At 38.3% G+C, this 24427-nt stretch carries 24 protein-coding genes and 1 pseudogene; 11 read left to right on the top strand and 14 right to left on the bottom strand.

Annotation, left to right across the window (positions count from 1 at the left end; all coding sequences use genetic code 11):
- Positions 1-37 precede the first annotated feature (37 nt).
- Positions 38-316, top strand: a complete 279-nt coding sequence (locus tag ABES52_RS05360; protein WP_429649705.1) for a spore coat protein — start codon at positions 38-40, stop codon at positions 314-316.
- Positions 317-337: 21 nt separating this feature from the next.
- Positions 338-676 (top strand): spore coat protein, encoded by a 339-nt coding sequence (locus ABES52_RS05355; RefSeq protein WP_429649703.1) that lies wholly within the window; start codon positions 338-340, stop codon positions 674-676.
- 190 nt (positions 677-866) lie between these two features.
- Here ABES52_RS05355 and ABES52_RS05350 read toward each other — a convergent pair whose 3' ends face one another.
- Positions 867-1814, bottom strand: coding sequence for a TIGR03943 family putative permease subunit (locus tag ABES52_RS05350; protein WP_429649701.1), 948 nt, complete (start codon positions 1812-1814; stop codon positions 867-869).
- A gap of 13 nt (positions 1815-1827) precedes the next feature.
- Positions 1828-2844, bottom strand: a complete 1017-nt coding sequence (locus tag ABES52_RS05345; RefSeq protein WP_429649699.1) for a permease — start codon at positions 2842-2844, stop codon at positions 1828-1830.
- A 311-nt stretch (positions 2845-3155) separates the two neighbouring features.
- Here ABES52_RS05345 and ABES52_RS05340 point away from each other — a divergent pair, with 311 nt between their 5' ends.
- On the top strand, positions 3156-4217 hold the full coding sequence (locus ABES52_RS05340) for a metal ABC transporter solute-binding protein, Zn/Mn family (RefSeq protein ID WP_429649697.1): 1062 nt from the start codon (positions 3156-3158) through the stop codon (positions 4215-4217).
- Positions 4218-4288: 71 nt separating this feature from the next.
- Here the strand turns inward: ABES52_RS05340 and ABES52_RS05335 are convergent.
- The 6 genes and pseudogenes from ABES52_RS05335 to ABES52_RS05310 form a co-directional block, all read right to left on the bottom strand.
- Positions 4289-5056: pseudogene (locus ABES52_RS05335) on the bottom strand (ABC transporter ATP-binding protein).
- Position 5057: 1 nt separating this feature from the next.
- A complete protein-coding gene (locus ABES52_RS05330) occupies positions 5058-6122 on the bottom strand; it encodes a FecCD family ABC transporter permease (protein ID WP_429649695.1) in 1065 nt (354 codons plus the stop codon).
- Between the two features lie 14 nt (positions 6123-6136).
- A complete protein-coding gene (locus ABES52_RS05325; RefSeq protein WP_429649694.1) occupies positions 6137-7135 on the bottom strand; it encodes an ABC transporter substrate-binding protein in 999 nt (332 codons plus the stop codon).
- 979 nt (positions 7136-8114) lie between these two features.
- Positions 8115-9293 carry an FtsW/RodA/SpoVE family cell cycle protein gene (locus tag ABES52_RS05320; RefSeq protein WP_429649693.1) on the bottom strand — a complete coding sequence of 393 codons (1179 nt, stop codon included), beginning with the start codon at positions 9291-9293 and terminating at the stop codon, positions 8115-8117.
- 493 nt (positions 9294-9786) lie between these two features.
- Positions 9787-10965, bottom strand: coding sequence for a chromate efflux transporter (gene chrA, locus ABES52_RS05315; RefSeq protein ID WP_429649691.1), 1179 nt, complete (start codon positions 10963-10965; stop codon positions 9787-9789).
- Positions 10966-11057: 92 nt separating this feature from the next.
- Complete coding sequence (locus ABES52_RS05310; protein WP_429649689.1) at positions 11058-11603, bottom strand: DUF5673 domain-containing protein; 546 nt, start codon at positions 11601-11603, stop codon at positions 11058-11060.
- A gap of 252 nt (positions 11604-11855) precedes the next feature.
- On the opposite strand from ABES52_RS05310, the gene ABES52_RS05305 reads away from it, so the two are divergent.
- On the top strand, positions 11856-12215 hold the full coding sequence (locus ABES52_RS05305) for a thioredoxin family protein (RefSeq protein WP_429649860.1): 360 nt from the start codon (positions 11856-11858) through the stop codon (positions 12213-12215).
- A 166-nt stretch (positions 12216-12381) separates the two neighbouring features.
- Here ABES52_RS05305 and rpmG read toward each other — a convergent pair whose 3' ends face one another.
- From rpmG to ABES52_RS05290, 3 genes are all read right to left on the bottom strand, one after another.
- Positions 12382-12531 (bottom strand): 50S ribosomal protein L33, encoded by a 150-nt coding sequence (gene rpmG, locus ABES52_RS05300; protein WP_429649687.1) that lies wholly within the window; start codon positions 12529-12531, stop codon positions 12382-12384.
- A 17-nt stretch (positions 12532-12548) separates the two neighbouring features.
- Positions 12549-13721 carry a GTP-binding protein gene (locus ABES52_RS05295; protein ID WP_429649685.1) on the bottom strand — a complete coding sequence of 391 codons (1173 nt, stop codon included), beginning with the start codon at positions 13719-13721 and terminating at the stop codon, positions 12549-12551.
- Between the two features lie 185 nt (positions 13722-13906).
- The gene (locus tag ABES52_RS05290) at positions 13907-14413 is read right to left on the bottom strand and encodes a hypothetical protein (RefSeq protein ID WP_429649683.1); all 507 of its coding nucleotides are present in this window, start codon (positions 14411-14413) and stop codon (positions 13907-13909) included.
- A gap of 83 nt (positions 14414-14496) precedes the next feature.
- Here ABES52_RS05290 and ABES52_RS05285 point away from each other — a divergent pair, with 83 nt between their 5' ends.
- On the top strand, positions 14497-14874 hold the full coding sequence (locus tag ABES52_RS05285; RefSeq protein WP_429649681.1) for a MarR family winged helix-turn-helix transcriptional regulator: 378 nt from the start codon (positions 14497-14499) through the stop codon (positions 14872-14874).
- Positions 14875-15409: 535 nt separating this feature from the next.
- Here the strand turns inward: ABES52_RS05285 and ABES52_RS05280 are convergent.
- A complete protein-coding gene (locus ABES52_RS05280; protein ID WP_429649679.1) occupies positions 15410-16450 on the bottom strand; it encodes a zinc-dependent alcohol dehydrogenase family protein in 1041 nt (346 codons plus the stop codon).
- A gap of 464 nt (positions 16451-16914) precedes the next feature.
- Here ABES52_RS05280 and ABES52_RS05275 point away from each other — a divergent pair, with 464 nt between their 5' ends.
- The 6 genes from ABES52_RS05275 (at position 16915) to ABES52_RS05250 (ending at position 22799) form a co-directional block, all read left to right on the top strand.
- A complete protein-coding gene (locus tag ABES52_RS05275; protein ID WP_429649677.1) occupies positions 16915-17601 on the top strand; it encodes a response regulator transcription factor in 687 nt (228 codons plus the stop codon).
- On the top strand, positions 17598-19007 hold the full coding sequence (locus ABES52_RS05270) for a sensor histidine kinase (RefSeq protein WP_429649675.1): 1410 nt from the start codon (positions 17598-17600) through the stop codon (positions 19005-19007). Before ABES52_RS05275 ends, ABES52_RS05270 begins: the two co-directional genes overlap by 4 nt.
- 276 nt (positions 19008-19283) lie before the next feature.
- Entirely contained in the window at positions 19284-19823 is a 540-nt protein-coding gene (locus tag ABES52_RS05265) for a DUF6944 family repetitive protein (protein WP_429649673.1), read from the top strand.
- A 180-nt stretch (positions 19824-20003) separates the two neighbouring features.
- On the top strand, positions 20004-21350 hold the full coding sequence (locus ABES52_RS05260) for a cytochrome ubiquinol oxidase subunit I (RefSeq protein ID WP_429649671.1): 1347 nt from the start codon (positions 20004-20006) through the stop codon (positions 21348-21350).
- 12 nt (positions 21351-21362) lie between these two features.
- On the top strand, positions 21363-22403 hold the full coding sequence (locus ABES52_RS05255) for a cytochrome d ubiquinol oxidase subunit II (protein WP_429649669.1): 1041 nt from the start codon (positions 21363-21365) through the stop codon (positions 22401-22403).
- 147 nt (positions 22404-22550) lie between these two features.
- On the top strand, positions 22551-22799 hold the full coding sequence (locus ABES52_RS05250) for a protein YuzH (RefSeq protein ID WP_429649667.1): 249 nt from the start codon (positions 22551-22553) through the stop codon (positions 22797-22799).
- Between the two features lie 53 nt (positions 22800-22852).
- Here the strand turns inward: ABES52_RS05250 and ABES52_RS05245 are convergent, their stop codons facing one another.
- A complete protein-coding gene (locus tag ABES52_RS05245) occupies positions 22853-23605 on the bottom strand; it encodes an IucA/IucC family C-terminal-domain containing protein (protein ID WP_429649665.1) in 753 nt (250 codons plus the stop codon).
- Positions 23605-24417, bottom strand: a complete 813-nt coding sequence (locus ABES52_RS05240; RefSeq protein WP_429649663.1) for an ABC transporter ATP-binding protein — start codon at positions 24415-24417, stop codon at positions 23605-23607. The genes ABES52_RS05245 and ABES52_RS05240 overlap by 1 nt, the downstream gene beginning before the upstream one ends.
- Positions 24418-24427 lie beyond the last annotated feature (10 nt).

The following is a 24427-nucleotide window of genomic DNA, read 5'->3' as shown; positions in this document are numbered from 1 at the left end:
AAAAATAACAATGAACAATAAACAAGGAGGTTATCACATGCAAAATCAATCACAACAACCTTTGTATTCCCAACAACCGGGAACAATGTCGCAACCACCTGAAGTCGTGACAGTAAAAGATTCTTTATATTTAAATGACATGCTTTCATGGAATTTATTAGCCGCTAAAAAAGCCCACCATTTTGCATCCCAATGCCAAAATCCTGATGTAAGAGCTGAATTGGAAAAATGTGTGCAAATGCATCAACGACATTATCAACAAATTCTATCTCATCTAAATCCTGCGAACCAACTAAACCATCAACAAATGCAATAACGTGTAGAAAGGAGTTTCAACATGCCAAATAATAATAAACAAATCCAAAATCCCAAAACGCAAGTACCGAAAACACCGCAAATGAATGATCGGGACTTTGTGAATGACTTGTTAGCAACAGAAAAATATATGACCGATTCGTATTGCACGTTTTTAAATGAAGCAAGTCACCAATCGCTGTACCAAGATATGCTTTCCATTTTTAATGAAACGCAAAATGCACAACGAGAATTATACAATTGTATGTTCCGCAATGGATGGTATAAATTAGAAGCGGCTGACCAGCAAAAATTACAGCAATCGTACACTCAATTCCAAGGTTACACGTCACAATTTCCAAACGGAGGACAGTATCAATAAAGTGCCTTATCTCCCAAGTTAAACTTCTTTTTTGGAAGTGGGAGTCTTAGTGACATAAATATAGAACGCTTGGGCTAATTCCCAAGCGTTTTTAAATGATAAACGTGAAATTTGTTCAAGAAACGTTTTACAAAACCAGACAAACTTATTGTACCTATAACTGTTCTTCTATAGCGTACAACATAAAACTTTATTCCGTTAGATTAATTAGTACTGGATACACATATGGTTCCGCTGGTTTTTCAATGACTTTCCACTTACTAGTTTTAATCATTGGCAATTCGATTCCATTATACGTCGTTACGTCCAATGTGCCTTCTATCTCAAGCCAAGTATCTTGTTTAATATCACCTGCTTGTTCCATTTCAGTTAAAAACCCAATGATGGATGCATCCGCTAAACAGTGGGTAATCAGAAACCTTGAGACCACTAGTTGATTGGATGTAAAACCTTCTTCTTTATAGACAAATCCGCTCACTTTAATCTTTTTCCCAACAAAAGCCTTCGGGTCTATACTAATTGTTTCATAATAGGAAGCAAAAATATCATTTTTCATTTCGATAACATCTAATTGAGCTAACTTCTCCATCTCCTGGTCGTAATCTTCTTGCGTAAAGTAATTCTCATTGGTCACCGGTGCTTGATGCTGAATGTTCTCCTCATTAGACAATTGATCGTTACTATTTATGGAAGATGAATTCCCAATATCGGTTTCATCTTGTCCCTCATTTATTTCAGAGGTTTGGTCTACATTTTTTTTATTTCCTTGCGTCAGTACGGTCCCTTTTTTAGCAGCAATCGATGAATCTAAAACCGTAGGCGAAAGCGTAAAACCAGTAATTAGTGGAAAAATAATAATCGAATAACTTATTAATTTTTTTGATAAAGAACCCGAATAGCCGTGGTCGTGCGTACAACCGGAATGACAATGCTCATGATGATGGTCGTGTTTTTCCCATATACGGGGAAGCTGAATGAAAAAAAGAATGCCCAAAATTCCTGCAGCCCATTTACTCATCATGTCGTATTTTGGATTAATATACTTAGTTATATCCCCTGTTAGATGTAATTGAATAAAAAATATAGCGAATCCAGCTAAAATCATGGCCCGCAGAAACGGTTGGAATTGAAAACGCACAGCCGTTCACCCCTTATATCCAAATGGTCACTTGCGTACAAATAAACACGATAAAGGTAATGAGAATGAGTAAAACAAAGACGAATCTCGTTTTAAACACACTTAATAGCATAAAGGTGTTTTTTAAATCAATCATCGGCCCATAGACTAAAAAGGCTAGTATAGAAGTCGATGGGAATAAATGTCTAAATGACGCACCGATAAACGCGTCGGCTTCAGAGCATAAAGACAAGAAATACGCGAGCCCCATCATCACGATGGTAGAGCCAATTACACCTTCACCAAACAGAAATAGAGATTTGGCAGATACGTACGTTTGCAAAAATGCCGCGACAAACGCACCGATAATTAAATATTTTCCCATATCAAAAAACTCATCAATGGAATGTTTCAACATTTCATCTATTTTATTAATAAAAGAATGATGTTTCTTAGGCTGATCCATTGATTGTGTAACTTCTGATAAAGAATGTTTTAATTGATTAGACTTAAATAATTGGCTAATTATAAGGGCAATTACTAATGCAGCAACAAAACCAATTCCCATTCGTAATGCCGCCATTTTTAGGTCATTTCCAAATGCCATATATGTAGATAAAATAACGATTGGATTAATTAAAGGACCAGTTAGTAAAAAACCGACTCCTGCATAGATAGGGACACCTTTCGCTACTAATCTACGAACAATGGGAACAATACCACACTCACAAGCTGGAAACAAGGCCCCAACGACACAACTCATCATGACAGCTAAAAATTTATTTTTAGGAATCCACCGTCGTATATGATCTTCTGTAATGAAAATTTGAATAAAACCAGCAATAAGAACCCCGATTAAAACAAACGGAATCGCTTCTATTAATATACTTAAAAAAATCATATTTAATTGTTGAAAAGATGTCGGTATATGAATGGACAGTTCCGATCCTACAAATTGACTCATAGAAACCAAATAAATAACAATGCCAATAACGAATATTCCTGTAAAATCAATTAAATGTGAATGGAGCCATCGAAACACTGGATTCATTCCCCCATTTTTCTCGTCTTTTTATACGATTGTCATTATAACATAAAACGAAATGATTCTTATTTGTTTTTTTAATAATAGTCTATTCGTATTATGAGTAGACATAACCAAATGTACTTATTGGCTTTGGATATCCGAAGTTCTCTTCTATTATTCTAAATGATTTGGATGATTATTGTTACCTGACTCTTAACAAAATCCGATACCAATGACTTCCATCAAAACCGTAATAATTACGATTTACAAATCGTAATTATTACGGTATCATTTTGAAAGTAAAAGACCATTCGGAAGGGAGAGGAGAATTCCACATGCGATATAAATTCTTGACTTTGATCGCTATATTCGTCCTTGGTACAACACTAATAGGATGTAATAATGAAATAACAACCACTCAAAAAGATGACAATAACAAATTAAAAGTTTACACGACCCTTTACCCATTAGCAGACTTTACGAAAAAAATTGGCGGAAATCATGTGGATGTCGAAAGCATTATTCCACCAGGCGCTGACGCTCATACATTTGAGCCAACTTCTAAGCAAATGATCGATATTGCCGAAGCAGATGCATTTATTTACAATGGGTTAGGAATGGAAACGTATGCAGAAAAAATAGCAGAAGCTTTAGAAAATGAAGATACCATCATGGTTGAAGCAGCACACGGGATTGAAGTCGTTCAACATACACATGATCATCACACTCATGAAGACGAACACCATGAAAGTGATGAACATGAACACGAAGCTGAACACCATGAAGCCGATGAACACGCTCACGAAGAGGAACACCATGAAAGCGATGAACACGCTCACGAAGATAAAGCTAATGAACATGAGCACCACCATAGAGATGTTGATCCACATGTTTGGCTTGACCCGATTCGTGCGATTATTCTTGCACAAAACATCAAAGATGCTCTTATTGAGCTAAAACCTGAAGCAAAAGAAGAATTTGAAAATAATTTTATTACATTAAAAGCTGAACTTGAAAAACTAGACGAAGAGTTCCATCAATTGGTTGACGCAAAGAAAAATCCTGAAATGATTGTCTCCCATGCTGCCTATGGGTATTGGGAAGAAAGCTATGGTATTCATCAAATTGCTGTAGCCGGAATCTCCCCAACGGATGAGCCATCACAAAAAGACTTAGCAAATATTATTAAGCTAGCAAAAGAAAAACAAATTCAATATATTATATTCGAACAAAATGTGACTCCAAAAGTGGCGGAAGTTATTCGTAAAGAAATCAACGCCGAACCTCTTCGCCTACACAACTTATCGGTCTTAACCGAAGAAGATATCCAAAATGGCGAAGACTACTTCAGTTTAATGCGGAAAAACATTGAAACATTAGATAAGGTATTACATTAATTGATAATTATAAAGGGCTGACTCAACATTGCTTAATACAATGTTGAGTGTCAGCCCCTTTTACGTATTACCTATCCTATAGCAGATACATACATAATATGCATATTGCCATGGGGATCAACTTGTATAGATGTTTTTACATGAAATACATCCTCTAATAATTTTACTGTGAAAACTTCACGCGGTGTTCCATGGGCCACAATTTTCCCTTTATGAATGACAATCACAGTGTCACAATAATTTGCTGCTAAATTTAAATCATGTAACGCAGCCATAACTGTTAAATTAAATTTTTTCACGAGTTCTAACAACTGGATTTGATGGTGAATATCTAAATGATTTGTCGGTTCATCTAATAACAAAATATTCGGTTGTTGAGCAAGAGCACGAGCTATGAGTACACGTTGCTTTTCTCCACCTGAAAGCACTAAAAACTTATTGTTACGAAATTCCCACATACCTACAGATAATAACGAATCTTTAATTATCGTTCGATCGTTTTGGTTATCAGACTCTAACAGACGCTTATGTGGGGTACGTCCCATTAATACCATTTCTTCAACCGTAAAGTCATAGAGATTTGTATTCTCTTGTTTTTATACTGCCATTTCTTTTGCTAAATGTTTGGAAGAATATTGTAGAACATCTTTCCCGTGAATCATTACTTTTCCTACTGAAGGCTTAATTGCTCGGTAAATCGATCGTAACAAAGTCGATTTGCCACTTCCATTCGGTCCAACGATTCCGACAAATTGTCCTGGTGACACATCGACCGATATATCATGCAAAATAATCTTTTCTTGTAGTTGGACAGACAGCTCCTTAACAGAAATACCCATATCATTCGTCGCCTCCAAATGAATAAGAACCTCTACGTAATAGCCAAATAAAAAAAGGGCCTCCACAAATCGCTGTTACAATCCCGATCGGTAATTCTTGTGGTTGAATAACCGTTCGGGCAAATACATCCGTCCAAATAAGAAAAATAGCTCCTACAAGCATACTAACAGGAAGTACTTTTTTATGATTAGGACCAATAATAAAGCGAACTATATGAGGAATTATTAATCCAACAAACCCTATTGCTCCACTGATTGAAACGATTACTGCTGTAATAAGAGAAGTAATGATGACTAACCATTTTCGAAAACGCTCAACATTTACCCCTAACGTTTGAGCAACGTCATCTCCCATTAACATAACATTTAAATGTCGATGGTGAACAAACAAATAGATTGCACCTAACACAATACATAAACTAGGAAGAGATAAATAGGTCCATTTCGCTCCAGATAAACTTCCTAGCATCCAATGTAACGCATTTTTTATTGCTTCTTCCCTCGGCACTGAAATAACAATAAAACTCGTAACAGCTGATAACATCATTGAAACGGCGATTCCAGATAGTAACAGCCTACTTGTTGAGATTCTTCCGTGCACCGTTGCTAAAATATACACGAGAACTAATGAAGCTAATGCTCCTAAAAAGGCCGTAACCGACACTGCAAATTGGCCAAAAATACGAAACAATCCAAACAAAATGACTAAGGTAGCACCAACGGAAGCCCCTGACGAAACTCCTAATATATACGGATCAGCTAACGAATTTCTAACTAGCGCTTGAATCGCTACCCCACAAACTGAAAGGCCAGCACCGACAATAACAGCTAGAAGGACTCTCGGAAAACGAAGGTCCCATATAATATGATAATATGCTGCCGACCAATCTGGATAAATCCATTGTCCAATAAGAGGTAGCTTTGATAATGGAATACGCCATACCGTTAGGGCATCAATGGAAACTGGTCCAAAAGTAATAGCTGTTGTAATAGATAGGAAAAGGATGATAAATAATCCACTTATGACAAATGGGAAAAATAAAGAATGTTGACGAATATCGGTCATGTGGATGCTCCTTCTTACTCACCAAATTTTTCTGGATAAAATCCTTTTGCCAAAATTTCTACTGCATCATCATTACGTACACCTTCAAAAACATTAGATAAAGATAAAATTACAAATCGTTGATTTTTTACCGCTTCTACATCTTGCAAGGCTGAGTGGGTAAGTAGTTCATTGATTTTATCTTCAGTTGGTACTTCAGAATATTCATTAATGACAATTACATCTGGATTACGTTCTACTAACTCTTCCCAGCTTACTTTTGCCCATGTTTTCTCAATATCAGCAAATACGTTTCTTCCACCTGCTAGTTCAATTAAATTCGACTCTAATGCCTGTGCAGCAGTAAAAAGAGAATCTCCTCCCATATCCATAACAGCAACAGACACTGGTTCTTCGATTTTTCCGATTTGTTTTTGTACTGATTCAATATTTGCTTTCATTTCATTAATAATCTCTTCTCCCCGTTCTTCAACGTTAAATATTTTTCCTAAATTTTCAATGTCCTCATACACATCTTCAATCGTTGCTCCTGGCGTATATGTACCTTTTGATACAAGGACGTTAATTCCATATTCTTTTAATTTCTCTGGTGTTCCAATAGAATTTTCTGTGAACGCGCTTTCACGTCCAAACATGAAGTCTGGTTCATATTCTAAAATAGCTTCTAAAGAAGGATAATGATGATCAGATTGAGAAATTGTCGGAATTACATCAAACGCTTCCTGAAATTCTGGTAAAATATCACTTTCATGTCCTATTACTTTCCCAACAATGACATCTTCTAGTCCAAGCGCTAATAGCAACTCCGTCGTATGATTATTTGTACTAATGACTCGTTTTGGTGGCTCTTCAATTGTAAATTCGCGGTGATAATTAGAGATTGTTACTGGTGATTCCGCTTGTGCCTGTGTCTGCTCTTTATGAGACTCTTTATTCACCTGTTCAGTATTACAACCAGCTAACATAAGGGAAGAACTTACAATACTTACTCCTAACACATTAGTCCATTTCATTGAGAATTTCTCCTTCCATTCTAGTAATTCTTTCAACGAAATTTTATTAAACGTTTGTGAATTCTATGTGAAACAACCAAAAAATTTATATTTTATTAACAGTTATAATCTTCAATCTATTTAAATTGGTTTAAGAATTAAATAAAGATTGGTAGGCTCATTTAGAAGGAGAGTTCGCGAAACAATTCCAAGAGTTAGGAATCAGGAATCGACTCGATTTGTATCGGCAAATTTTAAAAAGCGAAACAAAAACTTAGATTTCTAATAAAAGATAGAAAAATATGTGAAATAAAAAATAACGGAGAAACCCAAAGTCATCATTGTCTATTCCGAAATCAGTAGAGTAGAAAACTGATTTCAAAGGGACAGCTTATGCTGTCTCTTTTACTCTCAGCTTCCCCTCATCAAACCGTACGTGAGGTTTTCCCTCATACGCCTTTCCGACATTCTTCTTCCTTTGGCTTTCGTTCTTGTCTAACTCGCTAATTTCACTAATAAACCATGCGTTACTTTCATAACTTCCTTCATTCTCGTATGTTTCTTCCTTTTGTTCTTCTTATAGGTTTCCTCTTTACTTCTTCAGAAGTGTGGAGGAGGGCCTCCCCAGTTCCGTTATCTACTTTCTCAACATACCGCTCCCCTTACCCCGAGGGATTCTTCGGTGCTGCACTTCCAAGTTCTTCACACCTTCCATGATCTTCGCCATATTGGCCCAGGCTCGACTTCCCTTTGTCCTCCAAAGGAGGTCTCTTTTGACGAGGCGGCAGGATTCACTTTATGTTACGGTCTGCTGATTTGCTCGCACTCTTCTAGTGAGTTACTTTGTCACAGGGCGCTGGCCTGGATTTCTCCACCAGTTGCCTGTCAGCTACCGAGCGTCTTGGCACTTACTCGGGTTGGACTTGCACCAACTATCAGATAACAGCTTTGCTGGGCGCGCTCAAATAAAAAAACGTACGAATTCAGATTCGTACGTTTTTTATACTTCATTTCGACTTGAAAACATGTACCTTTTATTGTGATATTGAACGGAAAAGATAAGCCCCATCGCTAACATATTCCCCATCAAGGAACTACCTCCATAACTAATGAACGGAAGCGGAATCCCTGTAATCGGTAGTAACCCAATCGACATTCCAATATTTTGGAAGACGTGAAACGTAATCATAGCAATAACACCTGAACAAATGTACGATTCATATGGGTTAACCGATTCTAATCCAACCTTTGTAACGAAATAAATGAGCATAAAAAAGAGCCCCACGACTATGCTCGCACCGATAAAACCAAACTCTTCACCAATCACACTGAAAATAAAATCCGTATGGCTTTCCGGTAAATACACTTCACGATTGTTGTACCCTTTTCCAATTGTTTCACCAGAACCGATCGCTAATAGTGAACGTATTAATTGATAACCGGATGTACTTTGATAATTATACGGGTCCAACCACGAGTAAATACGCCCGAATTGGTAAGGCTTCACATTTAAATATTTTTCTAATATATCAGGATGCCATAACACTAAATAAAAGATGACCCCAACCACCGACGTAAACACCCCAAATAGAGGAAGCAAAATACGCCATGTGATACCGGAAACAAATATAATTCCGAGCATAATTGAAAGGAGAACGAGTGACGTTCCTAAATCAGGTTGCATCATCACTAACAATAGAGGCCCAGATGTAACAAGCCCAATTTTGATTAACAGCCAAAAGTCCGTTTGAATCGTTTTTTCCGTAAATTTTTCATAATGACGTACTACTGTTCGTGCGAGTGCTAATATTAAAAATACTTTAACAAACTCTGACGGCTGTAAAGACCCTAACCCAGGCACGATAAACCAGCTTTTCGCTCCGTTTTTTACTGGTGCAATGCTAGATGGAGCAATCATTAATAAGGCAAGTAAAAATATTCCAAATCCATAAGCGTACCAACTTAAGCGATACAACTGCTCTGGATCAAAACGCATAACGACTATGATAATGCACGAACCGACAATGTACCAAACAATCTGTTTCATTAAAAAATTATCGCCATATTGTCCAGTCGTTTGCGCACTATAAATGGCTAAACAACTAACAAGGCCCATAAATAAAAGAACGAAAATCAGTCCTATATTAAAACGTTTTTGTTCCGTATTTTTTGATGTCATGTTGTTCTCTCCTACATCGTTCTCATGACTTCATTATACTTGATCTTATAAGAATCACAACTGACAGAATATAGTTGGAAACTTTCGATAAATATACTTCTTTATTGCATGACTTCGCTTCCTCTAGGTGCTATCAAATGGAACACAGTATTTTCGGTTGGTAGCACTTTATTTTGGGTTTGCCCTTATCAAGGCCAATATGCTGCTTTACATTAGGCTCTACCCTGAAATAACTGTGGATAACTTTTGCTGTTATTTCATTTATCGATGTGCCAATTTTTATTGGCATGGTTGTCTGTTAAACGATACTGTTGATATTTATACATTACCGCGGGCAAGGTGCAAGCCGCTTCCCTCGCTACGCTCAAGTAAGGGTCTTGCCTGGCTTCTTGTTCCCGCTGGAGTGGCCGCCGTGTGAATAACTTGCCAAAAATCAACAATGACATTTAACATAGCCTTACATTAAAAAAAGCCCAAGAAAAACGGGCCTTTCTTACACGAATGTCATTAGCACAGAGATAAGGACGGTCCCTAATACGACTTTCCACGGTGTCCCTTTCCAGAACATTAAATACGAGAAAGCGAGCATCGCGATCACAAAATCTACCTCATTTCGAATCGCACTTGTAAATACTGGGTCATAGAAAGCCGCAATTAATAACCCGACCACCGCGCTGTTAACTCCCAGCAACGGAGCACGAAATCCAGTCCGTTCCCGAATGGAATTCCAAAATGGTAATACGCCAACAAGTAACAAAAACGAAGGCAAAAAGACGCCGATTGTAGCAACTAGCGCCCCGGTACTACCCGAAATGACCATCCCCAAATAACTCGATAACGTAAACAACGGACCAGGAACCGCTTGAGCCGCCCCGTATCCGGCTAAAAACTCTTCCTCCGTCAAAAATCCATGTGGTACTAACTCCCTCTCTAACATCGGTAATACGACATGTCCACCGCCGAAGACGGTTGAGCCTACTCGATAAAATGTATCAAAAAGAGCTAGCGACATGTTCGGCGCCATCGTTCGCCAAAATGGGAGTCCGAATAATAAAAGGAAAAATAACGTGAAAGCAAGCACACCTACTTTTTTCGAAAACAAAACCGGGGCTTCTCCATCGATCTCGTTCGTTTCTTTTCGATACAAAAAGTACCCAATCAATCCTGCCGCAACAATAACGCCAAATTGAACAATAGCGGATGGAACTAATAACATGATGGTTGCCGAAATCATGGCAATAAAAATTCGTGGTCGATCAGGAGTTAGTTTTTTCGCCATTCCTAAAATGGCGTGGGCCACAACTGCCACAGCTACGATTTTTAATCCATGAATAAATCCGCTCGTATCAATAGACGTCCCTTGAAGAAAAAGGGCAAATGCGATTAAAATGAGCACACTTGGCAACGTAAAACCAAGCCACGAAAGAATGCCACCGAGTAATCCGCCCCTAATCATTCCGATTGAAATCCCCACTTGGCTGCTTGCTGGCCCAGGGAGAAATTGACAAAGAGCAATTAAATCGGCATACATCTTTTCGGTTAACCATTTTTTCTTTTCAATATACTCGTCACGAAAATAAGCTAAATGAGCGACAGGTCCTCCAAATGAGGTTAATCCTAACTTGGTCGCCGTCCAAAAAATGTCCATGTATTCTCGAAACATTCGTTTCATGTAGCAACCATTCCTCCAGTCTATATTAACAAAAGGACGGATAGTCCATGCTTCCTATTTAACCTCATCTAAACCAGAGGTCGAATATAGGTTCATTTCTCTTTTTTAGTTAAATACCGTGCCATTTGTTTATCGACTTCCCGTAAAATAGGAGCAGGAACCATCCGCGAACGGAATCGTTTCAATCCATATTTTCGTTTCTTAAGAACGAAAGTTAACGAAGCTCGATCCCCGCGGTCATCCAATTCATACGTTTGAATATCTTCCCATCGAAAATACAGGCCGTCAATCAGCATTCCTTCTTCTCGAACTTCAATGATATGGTTAAATAGGAGTGCATAAGGTAATACGGTAAGTACAAGCATGATAACGTTCTTTTCAATCCAAATGTTATAAAACCAGGAAAACGCAACAAATGCTAAACTTGCATAGGCAATAAAAACTGCTACTCGATATCCGACATGTTCTGTCGTCCGCCATCGGAAAATGAGATTGTATTCATCAAAATCTTTTCGCTTCGGATAAAGGATTAGCCCTAGTTGATGACGCCGATGATAACTAACAATAATTTCAAAATAAAGATAAAAAGCAATAACGGAAACAACGGTAACGACGATAATGTGAAGAACTCCGCTCATTGGACTTCCTTATGTATGGTTTCAAAGTTTATTGTTATCATCGGACCGTGCCAGCTGCGAGAGAAATTCAAGCCCATTTTCCATTCTCTCATTGTTTTTCCTCCTCCAGACTCTACTATGACCTATCTTATCATATTTTTTTGACATATTAGTGAAAAAGGTCGATTTTTCATATTTTTTGTTGAAATTTTAGAGAATTTTGTATCATCGCGTCTTTTTCGTTAAAAGTAGAAGGTACATTACTTCAAAACAATCAGTCATCTTTTATATAATAAGAGGAGGGAGGTTAAAAGAATGGAACAAATTACAAGCCAAGAACAGTTTGAACAACTAATCTCACAACAAGAACCAATTATCATTAAATTTTTTACGAACTGGTGTCCAGACTGCACACGCATGGATATGTTTATCGGTGAAATTATGGAAGAGTATAACCAATATAAATGGTACAGCATGAACCGTGACGATTTTCCTGAGATTGCGGAAAAATATCAAGTTATGGGAATTCCAAGCTTGCTCATATTCCAAAACGGTGAAAAAACTGCTCATCTCCATAGCGCCAATGCAAAAACACCTGAACAAGTGCGTGAATTTTTAAATAGTGTTCAATAATGAAAACAAAAGCACTAAAGAAACCATATTCTTTAGTGCTTTTGTTTTTATATCTTGTCGTATGGAAGGATAACATTTGTGTAAAAGGTGAGCGTAATTAAATGTTTAAGTGGTTAAATGGAAATCATATTTAATCCGTAAATCACTCATTCAAATATACCCTGCACTATTTTGTCTCACGATGTAATGTATGTTTCTTGAGACGAGGGGAATATTTCATAAGTTCCAAACGTTCCGGATTTTTCTTCTTATTTTTCGTAGTGATGTAGTTTCTATCCCCTGTTTCTGTGCATGCTAATGTCACTTTTACTCTCATTGATAATCCTCCTTTTGTTATTGCATGACTGTAAAAGGTGGAAGGGGGTCTTCCCATAAAGACCAATCTTGTTCCATTTCCTCATCAGTTAATAAGCATTGATCTAATGATTGTTCGATTGCTTCTCGATTCATATCGACACCGATCATCACAATTTCTGTCATACGATCCCCAAACGTTGAATCCCATTTTTCTAAAAGCTCTGGCTCTTCTTTGAAAATGGCTTCTCTTTCTTCTTCCGGATATACAGCAACCCATTCGCCAGCCGCCTCAATACTAATAGATGGACCAGCTTGTGATAATAATCCAGCTATATCATTACGTGTTGCTAACCAGAAGAACCCTTTGGCACGAACAACCTCGACAGGCCAATCTTCTAGCCATTTCATCCAACGCTCTGGATGAAACGGGCGTCTTCTTCGATATACAAATGAGGAGATTCCGTATTCTTCCGTTTCCGGGGTGTGTTCTTCATTTAATTCTTTTATCCACCCAGCGCTCTGACTAGCCTTCTCAAAATCGAATAGATGCGTATTTAATAGCTCATTCAAATCGACTCTAGCATAAGCGGCCTCAATAATTTTCGCTTCTGGATTCAGTTTTTGAATAACCGCTTTTAATTCCCGGACCGTGTTTTCCTCAACAAGGTCAATTTTATTTAGGACTATAACATTGGCAAATTCGATTTGGTCAATTAATAAATCGACCACTTCACGCGTATCATTTTCATCTGTTGCCTGCTTACGGTCAAGTAACGTTTCCCCTGAAGAAAAATCATGCCAGAAACGGTTCGCATCGACGACGGTTACCATTGTATCCAGACGGCAAAACTCGGACAAATTAATTCCTAATTGTTCATCAACATATGTAAAGGTTTGCGCTACTGGAATAGGTTCAGAAATACCTGTCGATTCGATTACAATATAATCAATGTCGCCTGATTTCGCGAGCTTTTCGACTTCTATCATTAAATCTTCACGGAGCGTACAGCAAATACAGCCATTTTGTAGCTCTACCATCTTTTCTTCCGTTCGTTTTACTAAGGAAGCATCGATGTTCACTTCGCTCATATCATTCACAATCACGGCGATTTTTTTATGTTCTCGATTAGCCAAAATATGATTTAACAGCGTTGTCTTCCCAGAACCAAGATACCCGCTTAACACGGTCACCGGAATACGTGGATCCATTCAAACACCCTTCCTTTTTTAATACGTAATCATTACGATTTAAACCTTATGTAAAACGTAATGATTACGAATTACATTGTAGGTCATCTTTTTTAAATAAGCAAGTAAAAATTCTTTCTTATTATGAAAAAATAGACTTACGACGAAGCGTAAGTCCATAACCTCTAGAATATAGAGTATGAACATCAATGCTTATGTTGTTCCATCAACTCACCTTGGGCAATCTCCCATAGCTCGAAAAAAAGAAACCCAATAAGCAACAAAAAGAGAACGTATAGAAATTGGACTTTTCTTTCTGTCCGGCGTTCACTGAATTGCTGGTACACAATTCTCCATTGCAGAAATAGAGCAAGAAGAAATAAAAACGTCAGGGCGTGTACAAGTTGTGGAAAAGGTGTCATGACCCCCAGCATGGCTCCCATCATACCAGCCATTAATCCAGACATCATTCCTTGAGTCCGAAGATGAAAAGATGTGCCGGACCACCCTCCACCTATGACCATCCCGGCCATCGTACCAACCAGCATTGAATACAACGATTGTTGATGCCACCATTGTGTTACCCAGCAACCAAAAAATAGACTATTTCCCATTATTACGGTCTTGGTTAAAGATTCTTTCCATCTGTCTTCGACGATCCATAAGCCCCATAAACTCATCCCCATCAAAATTACCGCTTGCACAAGATTCAACAAGATCCCTCCTTTTATCTGTAGTTGACCAATCGCTTTTTTAGTAAGTTGTACATACAATTAACCTAAGTGGAATGATACGAGTGGACCATTTATTTTGTGAATGCCTTTATTTTTCAGCCAATCGATTAGCCCGAATCATGAATAAAATGGCTGAAGAAGAGTTTGCCCCAATTGGGCTTTCGCCGACATACGCCTTTTTATTAATGACCGTACATGCCCATCCAGGAATAACCCAAAAAGAACTAAGCGAAAAATTGCATATTGCTCCTTCTACAAGTACTCGTTTTGTTAAAAAATTAGAACTAAAAAAGCTAGTCGTTCGTGAAAATGAAGGGAAGTTAACGCGAATTTATTTAACAGAAGACGGTGTAAAGATCCAAGAACAAATAAAAAATACTGAAAAAAATTACATGTCCGTTGCTCACAAATTCTTGGCGAAGAAAAAGGAGCGTCCTTAACAAAAGAAATAAATTGGGCAGCTAGTCTGCTTGAAAAAAAATAAAATTATTTTTTTAACTTGTTAATTGTATGAACAAATAAATGATTTTATTGGTATGTAATTATTTTTATGTACAAACAACAAGAAGCGAAAGGAACAGCTTTGTCTCCTTTCCCTTTAAGTAAATGTAATCATCGTTATGATATAGAAATAAAAGCTCCCAATAGAAATTGAGAGCTCTTAAACATCAATTATAATTCTTCGAATTCACGATTTAGTTATCGACAGCTTTATGGAAATCAGTGATTAAAACTTTCATGGCATATTTTACTGGTTTCATCAATTATTCAGCTATGGAGTCACCGTATCATTTCGGGCAAAACGGAAACTAAAAAGAATTGCTATTTGCAGAAAATTTGGTTTATACCAATTTTTAATGTAGGGCTGGCGTGATAGCCTGAAATTGAACCCCTTCCCTCAGTAATGGACAAGGGATTTATCATCAATCTCTATAAAGGGACATGTTGAAACCGTTCCTTTACCCATCAATAGAGTCAATCGTTGTATAAAATCACTTTCATCGCTTTTTCTTTAGCAGCATTACGAAACACATCGTACGCCTGCATGATCTGGTCAAGTGGAAAGCGGTGGGTGATCAACTGTTGTGGTTTGATCTTCCCAGAATTTACTGTCTTTAATAACATCGGTGTCGTGCTCGTACTTACCAAACCGGTCGTGATCTTGACATTACGGAGCCACAATTGTTCCAAGCGCAGATCAACAGGCTTTCCGTGTACACCGACATTGGCCAGCCTTCCGCCAGGCTTCAAGATTTGCTGACAGATGTCAAAAGTCACTGGGAACCCGACAGCTTCAATCGCTACATCGACACCCTTTCCATCCGTTAATTCCATCACTTGTTCAACTGCATCTCCTTTGGAGCTGTTAACTGTTTTGGTCGCCCCGAACTTTATGGACTGCTCCAAGCGATTGTCGTCAAGATCGACCATGATGATCTCCGCTGGCGAATATAGTTGTGCTGTCAAGAGTACCGCCATCCCGACTGGTCCGGCCCCGACAATAGCGACCACATCCCCCGGCTGAACTTCGCCGTTAATCACTCCGATTTCCAAACCCGTTGGAAAAATGTCGCTTAACATGACTAGTGCTTCCTCTTCGCTTCCCGGAGGAATGTGATACAGGCTTGTATCAGCATAAGGGATGCGGACGTATTCCGCCTGGGTACCGTCGATTAGGTGCCCCAAAATCCAACCGCCGTTTTCACAATGAGCGTACATCGCTTTTTTACAATAATCACATCTTCCACAGGAAGTGACACAAGAAATCAGTACTCTGTCGCCTGGCTTGAAATTGTTGACATCCGTGCCCACTTCTTCTACAATTCCAACACCTTCGTGTCCCAAGGTTCGGCCGTCCGTTACCGCTGGTACATCACCACCTAAAATATGCAAATCTGTGCCGCAAATCGTCGTTTTTGTGATTCTGACAATTGCATCCGTCGGTTTCTGAATCGTCGGCTTGTCCTTCTCTCCCCACTCGATCTTTCCTGGTCCACGGAATATAAGCGCTTTCATAATTATATACCTCCTTAGTTTATGTGGTAATGAAATGGGTGGTCGTTTTTGTAAAGGTGATCGTGCGCTTTTCAATAAACGTTAGGCTATTAACACGTGTCTTTATTATTGATTAACAACATTATACAGATTAACCAATAAATTATGATCATTATATTTGTTCGTTGTATTGTTATACTATCACCGCCTAAATTTAGAAGAATTAATATATAAAAAAATCTTGAGCCGAACCCTATTTTAAGTATTGTCCTGAGGTTCTTATATAATTCCATTCGATGTGAAAGTGGTTAAATTTATTTCATCGAAAATCATTTTACTTAAAAAATTTATTATTAACGGAAGTTTCTTAAACAAGTATTTGTTTCTACTTAGAAGACTTCAAACATACTTCATAATTTCGTTTTATAATTATATAGAATGGCTATAGAAGGAATAACATAAAGGCAAAAAAGGAGTTAGTAACATTGAATTCACTAAAAGTACTAATTGTCGATGATGAAGACCAAATGAGGGAACTTATAAAAACATTTTTAAATCGAGAAGGCTATACATGTTTGGAAGCAAAAGACGGAATGGAGGCTCTCAACTTAGTAAAACATGAGCATCCAGATATGCTGATTGTCGATGTCATGATGCCGTATCTCGATGGTTTTTCGTTAGTTAAAGAAATGCGCAATTATTTTCACCTCGATATCCCAGTTATTTTTTTAACTGCTAAAGGGGACGATGAAGATAAAGTGAAAGGCTTAAAGCTAGGTGGAGATGATTACATGGTTAAGCCTTTTAATCCCGCTGAACTATTAGCTCGGATGGAAGTCATTTTTCGAAGAACACGGCAACATGAAAACAAGAATCTAGTCGTAACATATGGACCTTTACAAATAGACTTACAAGGACGAGTTGCTACTGTTGAAGGAAGAAAGCTAGCATTCACCCAAAAAGAATTTGACTTGTTGTTGTTTTTAGCGAAAAATAAGGGGACCGTTTTTTCCCGTCGCCAATTGCTCGATCACATTTGGGGGCCAGCTTATGAAGGAAGTGAGCGAACAGTGGATACGCATATTAAAACCATTCGATTGAAATTAAAAGAGCATGGTCATCTTATTGAAACAGTATGGGGACTAGGGTATAAGTTTGAGGTGCCAAAGTGAACGTGAAGATAAAGAAGCTTTCTATTAGTCAAAAAGTGTTAACGCTTTTTCTTTTTAGTTTTATCTTTTCCATCCTCTTTTCGTTTTTGTTCATTCACTTTTTATATAAAGATTTATACATTCGTAGCGTAAAAGAACGGCTTGTTAACGAAGGACAACGAACCGCCGCTCATTTTCATTACGGGTCCCTTAGTGGTGACATTAAAGAAAAAATTGACTGGTATAACGTTATCTCCTCATACGAAGTCATTGCCGTGGATCAATTAGAAGAATTAGATCAATATTTTCCTTATCGAATTGATTATGAACATCTGTTAAGTGATGCGGATGAACAGAAATTATTAAACGGTCAATATGTATTGAAAGAAGGATACGTACACGAATTTAAGCGGAATATTGTCGGAGCGATTTTTCCATTAACCCATGAAGAACAATTAATCGGCTTCATTTATATTTATGTTCCGTTAGCCGAAATCCCCGAAGTGTTTCGTAAAGGAATTCCTGTTTTAGTGATTACGGGAACCTTCTTTTTCATCGTCTTATATATAATAGTAAATTATTTTGTTCGGTCTATTTTTAATCCGATACGAATGATGCGAGAATTTGCCAAAGAAGTCGGGCGTGGAAACTTCTCAAAAAGGATACAGGTGGAAACATCCGATGAAATTGGCGAATTAGCCACAGCCTTTAATAAAATGACCGAGTCGCTTGAAAAACAAGATGAGCGTAAGAAAGAATTTTTAGCCAATGTGGCGCATGAACTAAGAACGCCGCTCACGTATATTGGAGGGTATACCCGGCTTTTACTAGATGAAGCATATGAATCAAAAGTAGAGGCCAAAAATCACCTACAGCTGATTGATAAAGAAGCGAAACGAATGCAAAAGCTCATTCACGACTTACTACAATTAAATCAATTAGAAGACCCTAACTTAACGCTTCAAAAAGAGCCCATTGCCTTTTCGCAATTGATTTTAGATTCGCTGGAGCTGTTTACTCCGTCACTTACGATGAGAAATATTATCGTAAAAACCGATTTAGACGATGAAGTGATCATCCTAGGAGACTTGAATCGCTTACAGCAAGTTCTTTATAACGTTATTGACAACGCCATCAAATATTCTTATGATCACGGAACGATTCATATTCGTTTGATTCAACAAGACAATCAAGCGGAATTAACAATTCGGGACCACGGAATTGGTATTCCTAAACAAGATTTAGACCGAATCGGGGAACGTTTTTACCGAACCGATAAGTCGCGTTCTCGAAAAACTGGTGGAACTGGACTCGGTCTTTCCATTGTGAAAGAAATCGTCAATCTCCATGATGGAACGATGGACATTCAAAGTGAAGAAGGAAAAGGAACAACGGTGATTTTATCGTTTCCTCTCGTTGAGCTTTAATGGAAGTCTAGCCCTCTTGTTCATTACAAGAGGGCTCTATTTAATATTAAAATGACATTTTATATTTCGTTCCTTTGTTGTTTCCGATTTTCTTAAAAACTTTGAAAATTGGTTATGCACCGATAGGATATTTTTTCACAAAAAAATGGATGGATATGTCTACTAAATACGTATTTTCAAGAAGTTTAGATACATTACCGTACAGATAATAAAGGCTCACCAACCACAGTCTAATTGAATACACTGATGTGTAATGATTTGACAGGTGGTCTTTTCATGAACAACAAAGAAAAGGCTGTGTTTGGTGCTTGGATTCAAGCAATCGGTACCATCCTTTCGGCCATTGCTAGTACTCCGTCAACAACACTTCGTGAAGCTACACGTAATGATTTGGATATATTGGGAAATGTGCTTCAAGCAACTGGGAATGCCTTAGAAGCCGATGCAGAAAAATATAATTTAAATAAACTTGGAAATATGATTCAGTCCATTGGTAATTCGACCGTTTTAATCGGACTATTAAGTGGTCATGAAACGACAGAAAAAGAACTTTCGACAAAAGGAAATTTACTTCAAGCTCTCGGTGGAGGACTTGTATTTGTATATGCCATAGAACAGGAGTCATCATACAATGGACTGTATGCTATATACGGAAATTTACTACAAGCCATCGGAAACTCACTCCAAGCACTTTCAACAAACGCTAACCGAAAAGGGAAAAATGGTCAAACATTAGACTTCATCGGTAGCTGGATACAAGCCATTGGTGCTGTTATTAGTGCGATTGGTCAAACAAAGAGTAATTTATCCCTTTAAAGCATCGCGGGACAGTCCCTCAGTACGTTAACGTACTGAGGGACTGTCCCTATTTTTTGTCCCTATTTTTGCTTTTTTATCCTTTTTTGCTAAAAACATTTGACGTATACATATTTTCCCTTTTTTGAAGTCAAACTACTATACGATGTTGGTTAAAAGGGAAAGGTGGGGATTGGATTCATGGATCATCTTCTTACGGCGAGAACTTTGTTTGGGACGACGATGGCGTTTCATATTATTTTCGCAACATTAGGTGTGGGTATTCCGCTCATGATTTTATTTGCTGAGCTTATGTATCAAAAAACAAAAGATCGCGATTATGCCCTTATGGCAAATCGATGGACAAAAGCGTTAGCGATCCTTCTTGGTATCGCAATTCCATCGGGAACGATTGCTGGTGTGCAGTTATCGTTGCTTTGGCCTGGATTTATGGAAGTTGTCGGAAAAGTGATGTCGCTTCCTTTTCAGATTGAAATATATGCCTTTTTTATCGAAGCACTATTTATGTCCATTTACGTCTATGCAGCTGATAGGATTTCTCCAACTATGCGCATCGTGAGCGTCACGTTCGTCGCCATAGGTGCCGTAGCATCTGCCATTTTAATTACAAACGTCCATGCATTTGAAGGAACACCGACCGGCTTTCGTATCGAAAATGGGGAAATTGTCGATGTCGACCCCTGGAAGGCGTTTTTTAATCCAAGCTTTTTTGTTACTGCTGGTCATGTCGTTGTCTCCGCATATATGACAGGAGCATTCGCGATTGCCTCAATTGCTGCCTTTAAAATGCTGAAAAGCCGTCATCAAGAACGGGTTCGTTTATTTCATAAAAAAGCGCTCATGCTCGGATTAACAATCGGAGGAATTTTTTCTCTGTTAACAGCTATTAACGGACACGAGTCCGCTCAATTGCTTCATGAATATCAACCGGAAAAATTAGCGGCTGCGGAAGGTTTGTTTGAAACACAATCCCATGCTCCACTCGTTATTGGTGGGTTTACGGACCGAGAAACACAAACGGTCAAATGGGGCATTGAAATTCCATGGCTACTAAGCTTTTTGGCTGGAAACAGTTTCGATACGGTTGTAGTGGGACTGAATGATTTTCCGGAAGAATGGTGGCCACCACTTATCGTTCATACTTTATTTAATGCAATGGTTGGTATTGGAATGTTTCTTCTCCTTCTTTCCGTCGTCGGCTTTGTATGGAACAAAATTCGTAAAACAATCGACTTTCCAAAATGGTTTATGTGGACCGCCGTCACAGCAGGGCCGCTGGCAATGCTCGGGATTGAGTTTGGTTGGGTGTTTGCCTGTACCGGTCGACAACCGTGGGTCATTTATCACATGATGACCACGGAAGAAGCGGTAACCCAATCTACCAATTTAGGAACACTCTTTATTTTATTTACGGCGATTTACGTCTTTTTACTAGTGGCTGTTGTCCTTGTGCTCAATAGTTATTTCCGACGACATGCTCTAGAACACGAATTGCTTGGAAACAGGGAACAAACTCTACAAGGATAGGAGGAGAAGCTTATGACGGATGAACTGATTGCCATCTCAATTTTATGGGGATTTATTTTTATTTACGCCGTGATGGCCACGATGGATTTCGGGGCTGGCTTTTGGTCCATGTTGTATATGAATCGACCGCAAACAAAAGCAACGAAAATTGCTAACCGTTACTTATCTCCTACATGGGAAGTGACCAATGTATTTATTGTCGCGATTGTCGTCGCCCTTGTTAGTTTTTTCCCGGGGGCGACGTATACGCTTGGAACGGTGTTGTTAATCCCAGGTAGCATCATCTTATTATTGCTCGCGATTCGGAGCGCATTTCTTGTGTTTTCCCATTTGGCGGCAAAATATGAAAAAATACTCGTCTATATCTCTGGCATAAGCGGACTACTTATTCCTGCCCTGCTCATCAGCGTCTTACCGATTACACATGGTTCTTATATTGAAACTGTAAACGGCATCGTTCGACTTCGCTTAGATTATTTGTTTACAAGCCCCCACGAATATGCGTTTATTGGCTTTGCGATCACAAGCACCCTGTTTCTATCCTCCCTTTTACTAGCGGATTACTCCAATGAAGCGAATGAACAAGAAGCGTATAACATATATCGTCGGGACGCTCTTCTCATTGGCCCATTGGCATTAGTGATGTCGATATTGATTATGATCACGATGCGTGTGGAAGCCCGGTGGCTCTTCGAAGGGATGATGAACTATTGGCCGTGGTTGTTCGCTTCCGTTGCGATGTTTTTTATAGCTGGAGGAGCCTTGTTTATCCCTTCCCGGAAAAATAAACAGCAATTGGGATGGCCGAGACTAGCTGTTGTGGCAATTGTATTGCAATATTTTTTCGCCAGCTATGCGTATGGAAAAGCTCATTTACCGTATATGATTTATCCCGACATTACGATTCAATCAGCCTTCACTCATCCGAATACATTTCGAGCTTTGTTTGTGACCTATATTGTCGGTTTTTCAATTTTGTTTCCTGGATTTATCTATTTTTGGCGGTTATTTATGAAAGATCGCCGGTATTTGCATCCAAATAAGGAAAAGTAACATTAAGAAAAGGACTCTCTTTTGTCAGTCAATGGGCGAACAAAAGAGAGTCCTTTTTTCTTTGAATCTACATACCTACAATTAATAAAAACAAATTTTACTTGCATCGGCTCAAAAAATTCTCTACAAATGTACATAGGTGATGATATGGAATTGTTAGATTGGACGCATACAAGAAAATACAATATTAAAGCACATTTTTCCAAATTTCCTCATTCGGTTGTTGTTTTTAGACCCATTAAAGATTACTACTTTGTCTATCAAGTAAACTGGTCAGACAAAGACCCGGTTGTGTTACGAGAAGATTTGGAAGAGATGGAACTTTTGTTAAATAGAGAGTTAAATTTGGAAGATGGCTATCTGCAACGGAAAAGCAGGTGTGAAAAAAAGTGCTGATGACTAAATATACATATACGATTTAAATCATCAACCTTAGAATGTTTAACATTTTAGGATTTACACTGAAGCGGACAAGATAAACAACGAGAGCCATCTTTAGTTGTTTGATAGTACAAACAACAGGTTGTACGAATACGAATGTTTTTTTGGTGGGGGATTGAAAAAGTTTTGTCTTTCCAAAAACGTGACAATGGATTGTTTTGATATCCCCCAAAAAGTTCTCCTCGTGCCTCTTGAATGACAAAATGAAAGTCTTCAAGAAGCTTTTCAGTCATATGAGTATATTGTTCATCTGCTAAAAGGGTTTCATACAACCAGAAAACATAGATGGCTACATTTTCCCAGAGTATGAGCTTAGACAGCTTTGTTGTCTGAAAGAGAAGTTCAATCAGAGGATGTATATGATTTGCAAAGAGAATCCGGATTGTTTCACAGCGCCATTGTTGTCGATCGGAGTCTAGCTGGCTGCATTCTAACTTGTCAAGTCGAAATGTAGGCAGCCATTTTTCTGATTCATCATCCATTTCTAACCATACATTCTCTGGTTGAATATGTAGCCGTTTATCCCAGATGGACATCGCATAAAGTGTCATGACAACTAAAAAGCTATAGCGTTTCATCAACATGGATGCTGTGGTAGGTAAATTCGGAATATCTATTTTTTGTTGCACCATTCTTAAGTATGCAGCCAACGAGTCTTGTTTCATCAATTGATCGGCGCGAACAGATAATACTGAATCACTTCGATCGGTCGAAAGACGATATTTTTTTAGTTCTTTTATTTCTTGTTCTGAAATAAGCACTATGAAACGCCTTCCTTTTGTAAAATACATCTTCCTCTGCCATACGGAATACATAACGGTGTACCAAAGAGCGGATCATGCGTCACTTGGCAGTCCATTTGAAATACGTCTTTTACTAATTGACAAGTAATAATATCTTCAGGCTTGCCTTGAGCATAGATTTTTTTATCACGAATCGCAACAATATGATGTGCATAACGACAAGCGAGATTTAAATCATGAAGCACCATGATAATCGTTCGCTTTTCTTTTTCGTTTAGCTCAAATAACAGATCAAGAATTTCGATTTGATGTGTCATATCTAAATAAGTAGTTGGTTCATCTAATAAAATAATGTCTGTATCTTGTGCAAGAGTCATGGCAATCCAAGCACGTTGGCGTTGTCCTCCAGAAAGCGAGTCGACTTGTCGTTCAGCCAATTCCTTCATACCCGTTACTTCTAATGCAAATTGTACCTTTTTCTCGTCATCTTCCGACCATTGTTTAAACCAGTTCTGATATGGATAACGTCCTTGTTTAACAAGCTGCAGCACCGTCAATCCTTCTGGAGCTGTAGGAGATTGTGGAAGAATGGCCAATTTCTTCGCTACTTCTCTCGTTGATAATTTACTTATCGCTTTGCCCTCTAACAGAACGGTGCCATTCATCGGCTTCAAAAGTCGAGCTAACGAACGAAGCAATGTCGATTTACCGCATCCATTTCCGCCAATAAAGACGGTGATTTCCCCTTTAGGAATTTTTAAGTCGAGCTCATTAATGATGATCGTATTTCCATAGGACAATGTAAGAGATTTCGTTTCCAAAGCATCCATTTGTTTTGCA

It is taken from the genome of Aeribacillus pallidus (assembly GCF_050478865.1).
GTDB lineage: Bacteria > Bacillota > Bacilli > Bacillales > JACDOC01 > JACDOC01.
Note: the sequence above shows the minus strand (reverse complement) of the source record. Positions and strands in the feature narration are given on the sequence as shown.

What these genes read in the sequence shown, in the direction of transcription:
- ABES52_RS05360 (WP_429649705.1), top strand. Translation starts at nt 38, where the DNA reads ATGCAAAATCAATCACAACAACCTTTGTATTCCCAACAACCGGGAACA.
- ABES52_RS05355 (WP_429649703.1), top strand. Translation starts at nt 338, where the DNA reads ATGCCAAATAATAATAAACAAATCCAAAATCCCAAAACGCAAGTACCG.
- ABES52_RS05345 (WP_429649699.1), bottom strand. Translation starts at nt 2,844, where the DNA reads ATGAATCCAGTGTTTCGATGGCTCCATTCACATTTAATTGATTTTACA.
- ABES52_RS05340 (WP_429649697.1), top strand. Translation starts at nt 3,156, where the DNA reads ATGCGATATAAATTCTTGACTTTGATCGCTATATTCGTCCTTGGTACA.
- ABES52_RS05330 (WP_429649695.1), bottom strand. Translation starts at nt 6,122, where the DNA reads ATGACCGATATTCGTCAACATTCTTTATTTTTCCCATTTGTCATAAGT.
- ABES52_RS05325 (WP_429649694.1), bottom strand. Translation starts at nt 7,135, where the DNA reads ATGAAATGGACTAATGTGTTAGGAGTAAGTATTGTAAGTTCTTCCCTT.
- ABES52_RS05320 (WP_429649693.1), bottom strand. Translation starts at nt 9,293, where the DNA reads ATGACATCAAAAAATACGGAACAAAAACGTTTTAATATAGGACTGATT.
- chrA (WP_429649691.1), bottom strand. Translation starts at nt 10,965, where the DNA reads ATGAAACGAATGTTTCGAGAATACATGGACATTTTTTGGACGGCGACC.
- ABES52_RS05310 (WP_429649689.1), bottom strand. Translation starts at nt 11,603, where the DNA reads ATGAGCGGAGTTCTTCACATTATCGTCGTTACCGTTGTTTCCGTTATT.
- rpmG (WP_429649687.1), bottom strand. Translation starts at nt 12,531, where the DNA reads ATGAGAGTAAAAGTGACATTAGCATGCACAGAAACAGGGGATAGAAAC.
- ABES52_RS05295 (WP_429649685.1), bottom strand. Translation starts at nt 13,721, where the DNA reads ATGGATCCACGTATTCCGGTGACCGTGTTAAGCGGGTATCTTGGTTCT.
- ABES52_RS05280 (WP_429649679.1), bottom strand. Translation starts at nt 16,450, where the DNA reads ATGAAAGCGCTTATATTCCGTGGACCAGGAAAGATCGAGTGGGGAGAG.
- ABES52_RS05265 (WP_429649673.1), top strand. Translation starts at nt 19,284, where the DNA reads ATGAACAACAAAGAAAAGGCTGTGTTTGGTGCTTGGATTCAAGCAATC.
- ABES52_RS05260 (WP_429649671.1), top strand. Translation starts at nt 20,004, where the DNA reads ATGGATCATCTTCTTACGGCGAGAACTTTGTTTGGGACGACGATGGCG.
- ABES52_RS05255 (WP_429649669.1), top strand. Translation starts at nt 21,363, where the DNA reads ATGACGGATGAACTGATTGCCATCTCAATTTTATGGGGATTTATTTTT.
- ABES52_RS05250 (WP_429649667.1), top strand. Translation starts at nt 22,551, where the DNA reads ATGGAATTGTTAGATTGGACGCATACAAGAAAATACAATATTAAAGCA.
- ABES52_RS05240 (WP_429649663.1), bottom strand. Translation starts at nt 24,417, where the DNA reads ATGGATGCTTTGGAAACGAAATCTCTTACATTGTCCTATGGAAATACG.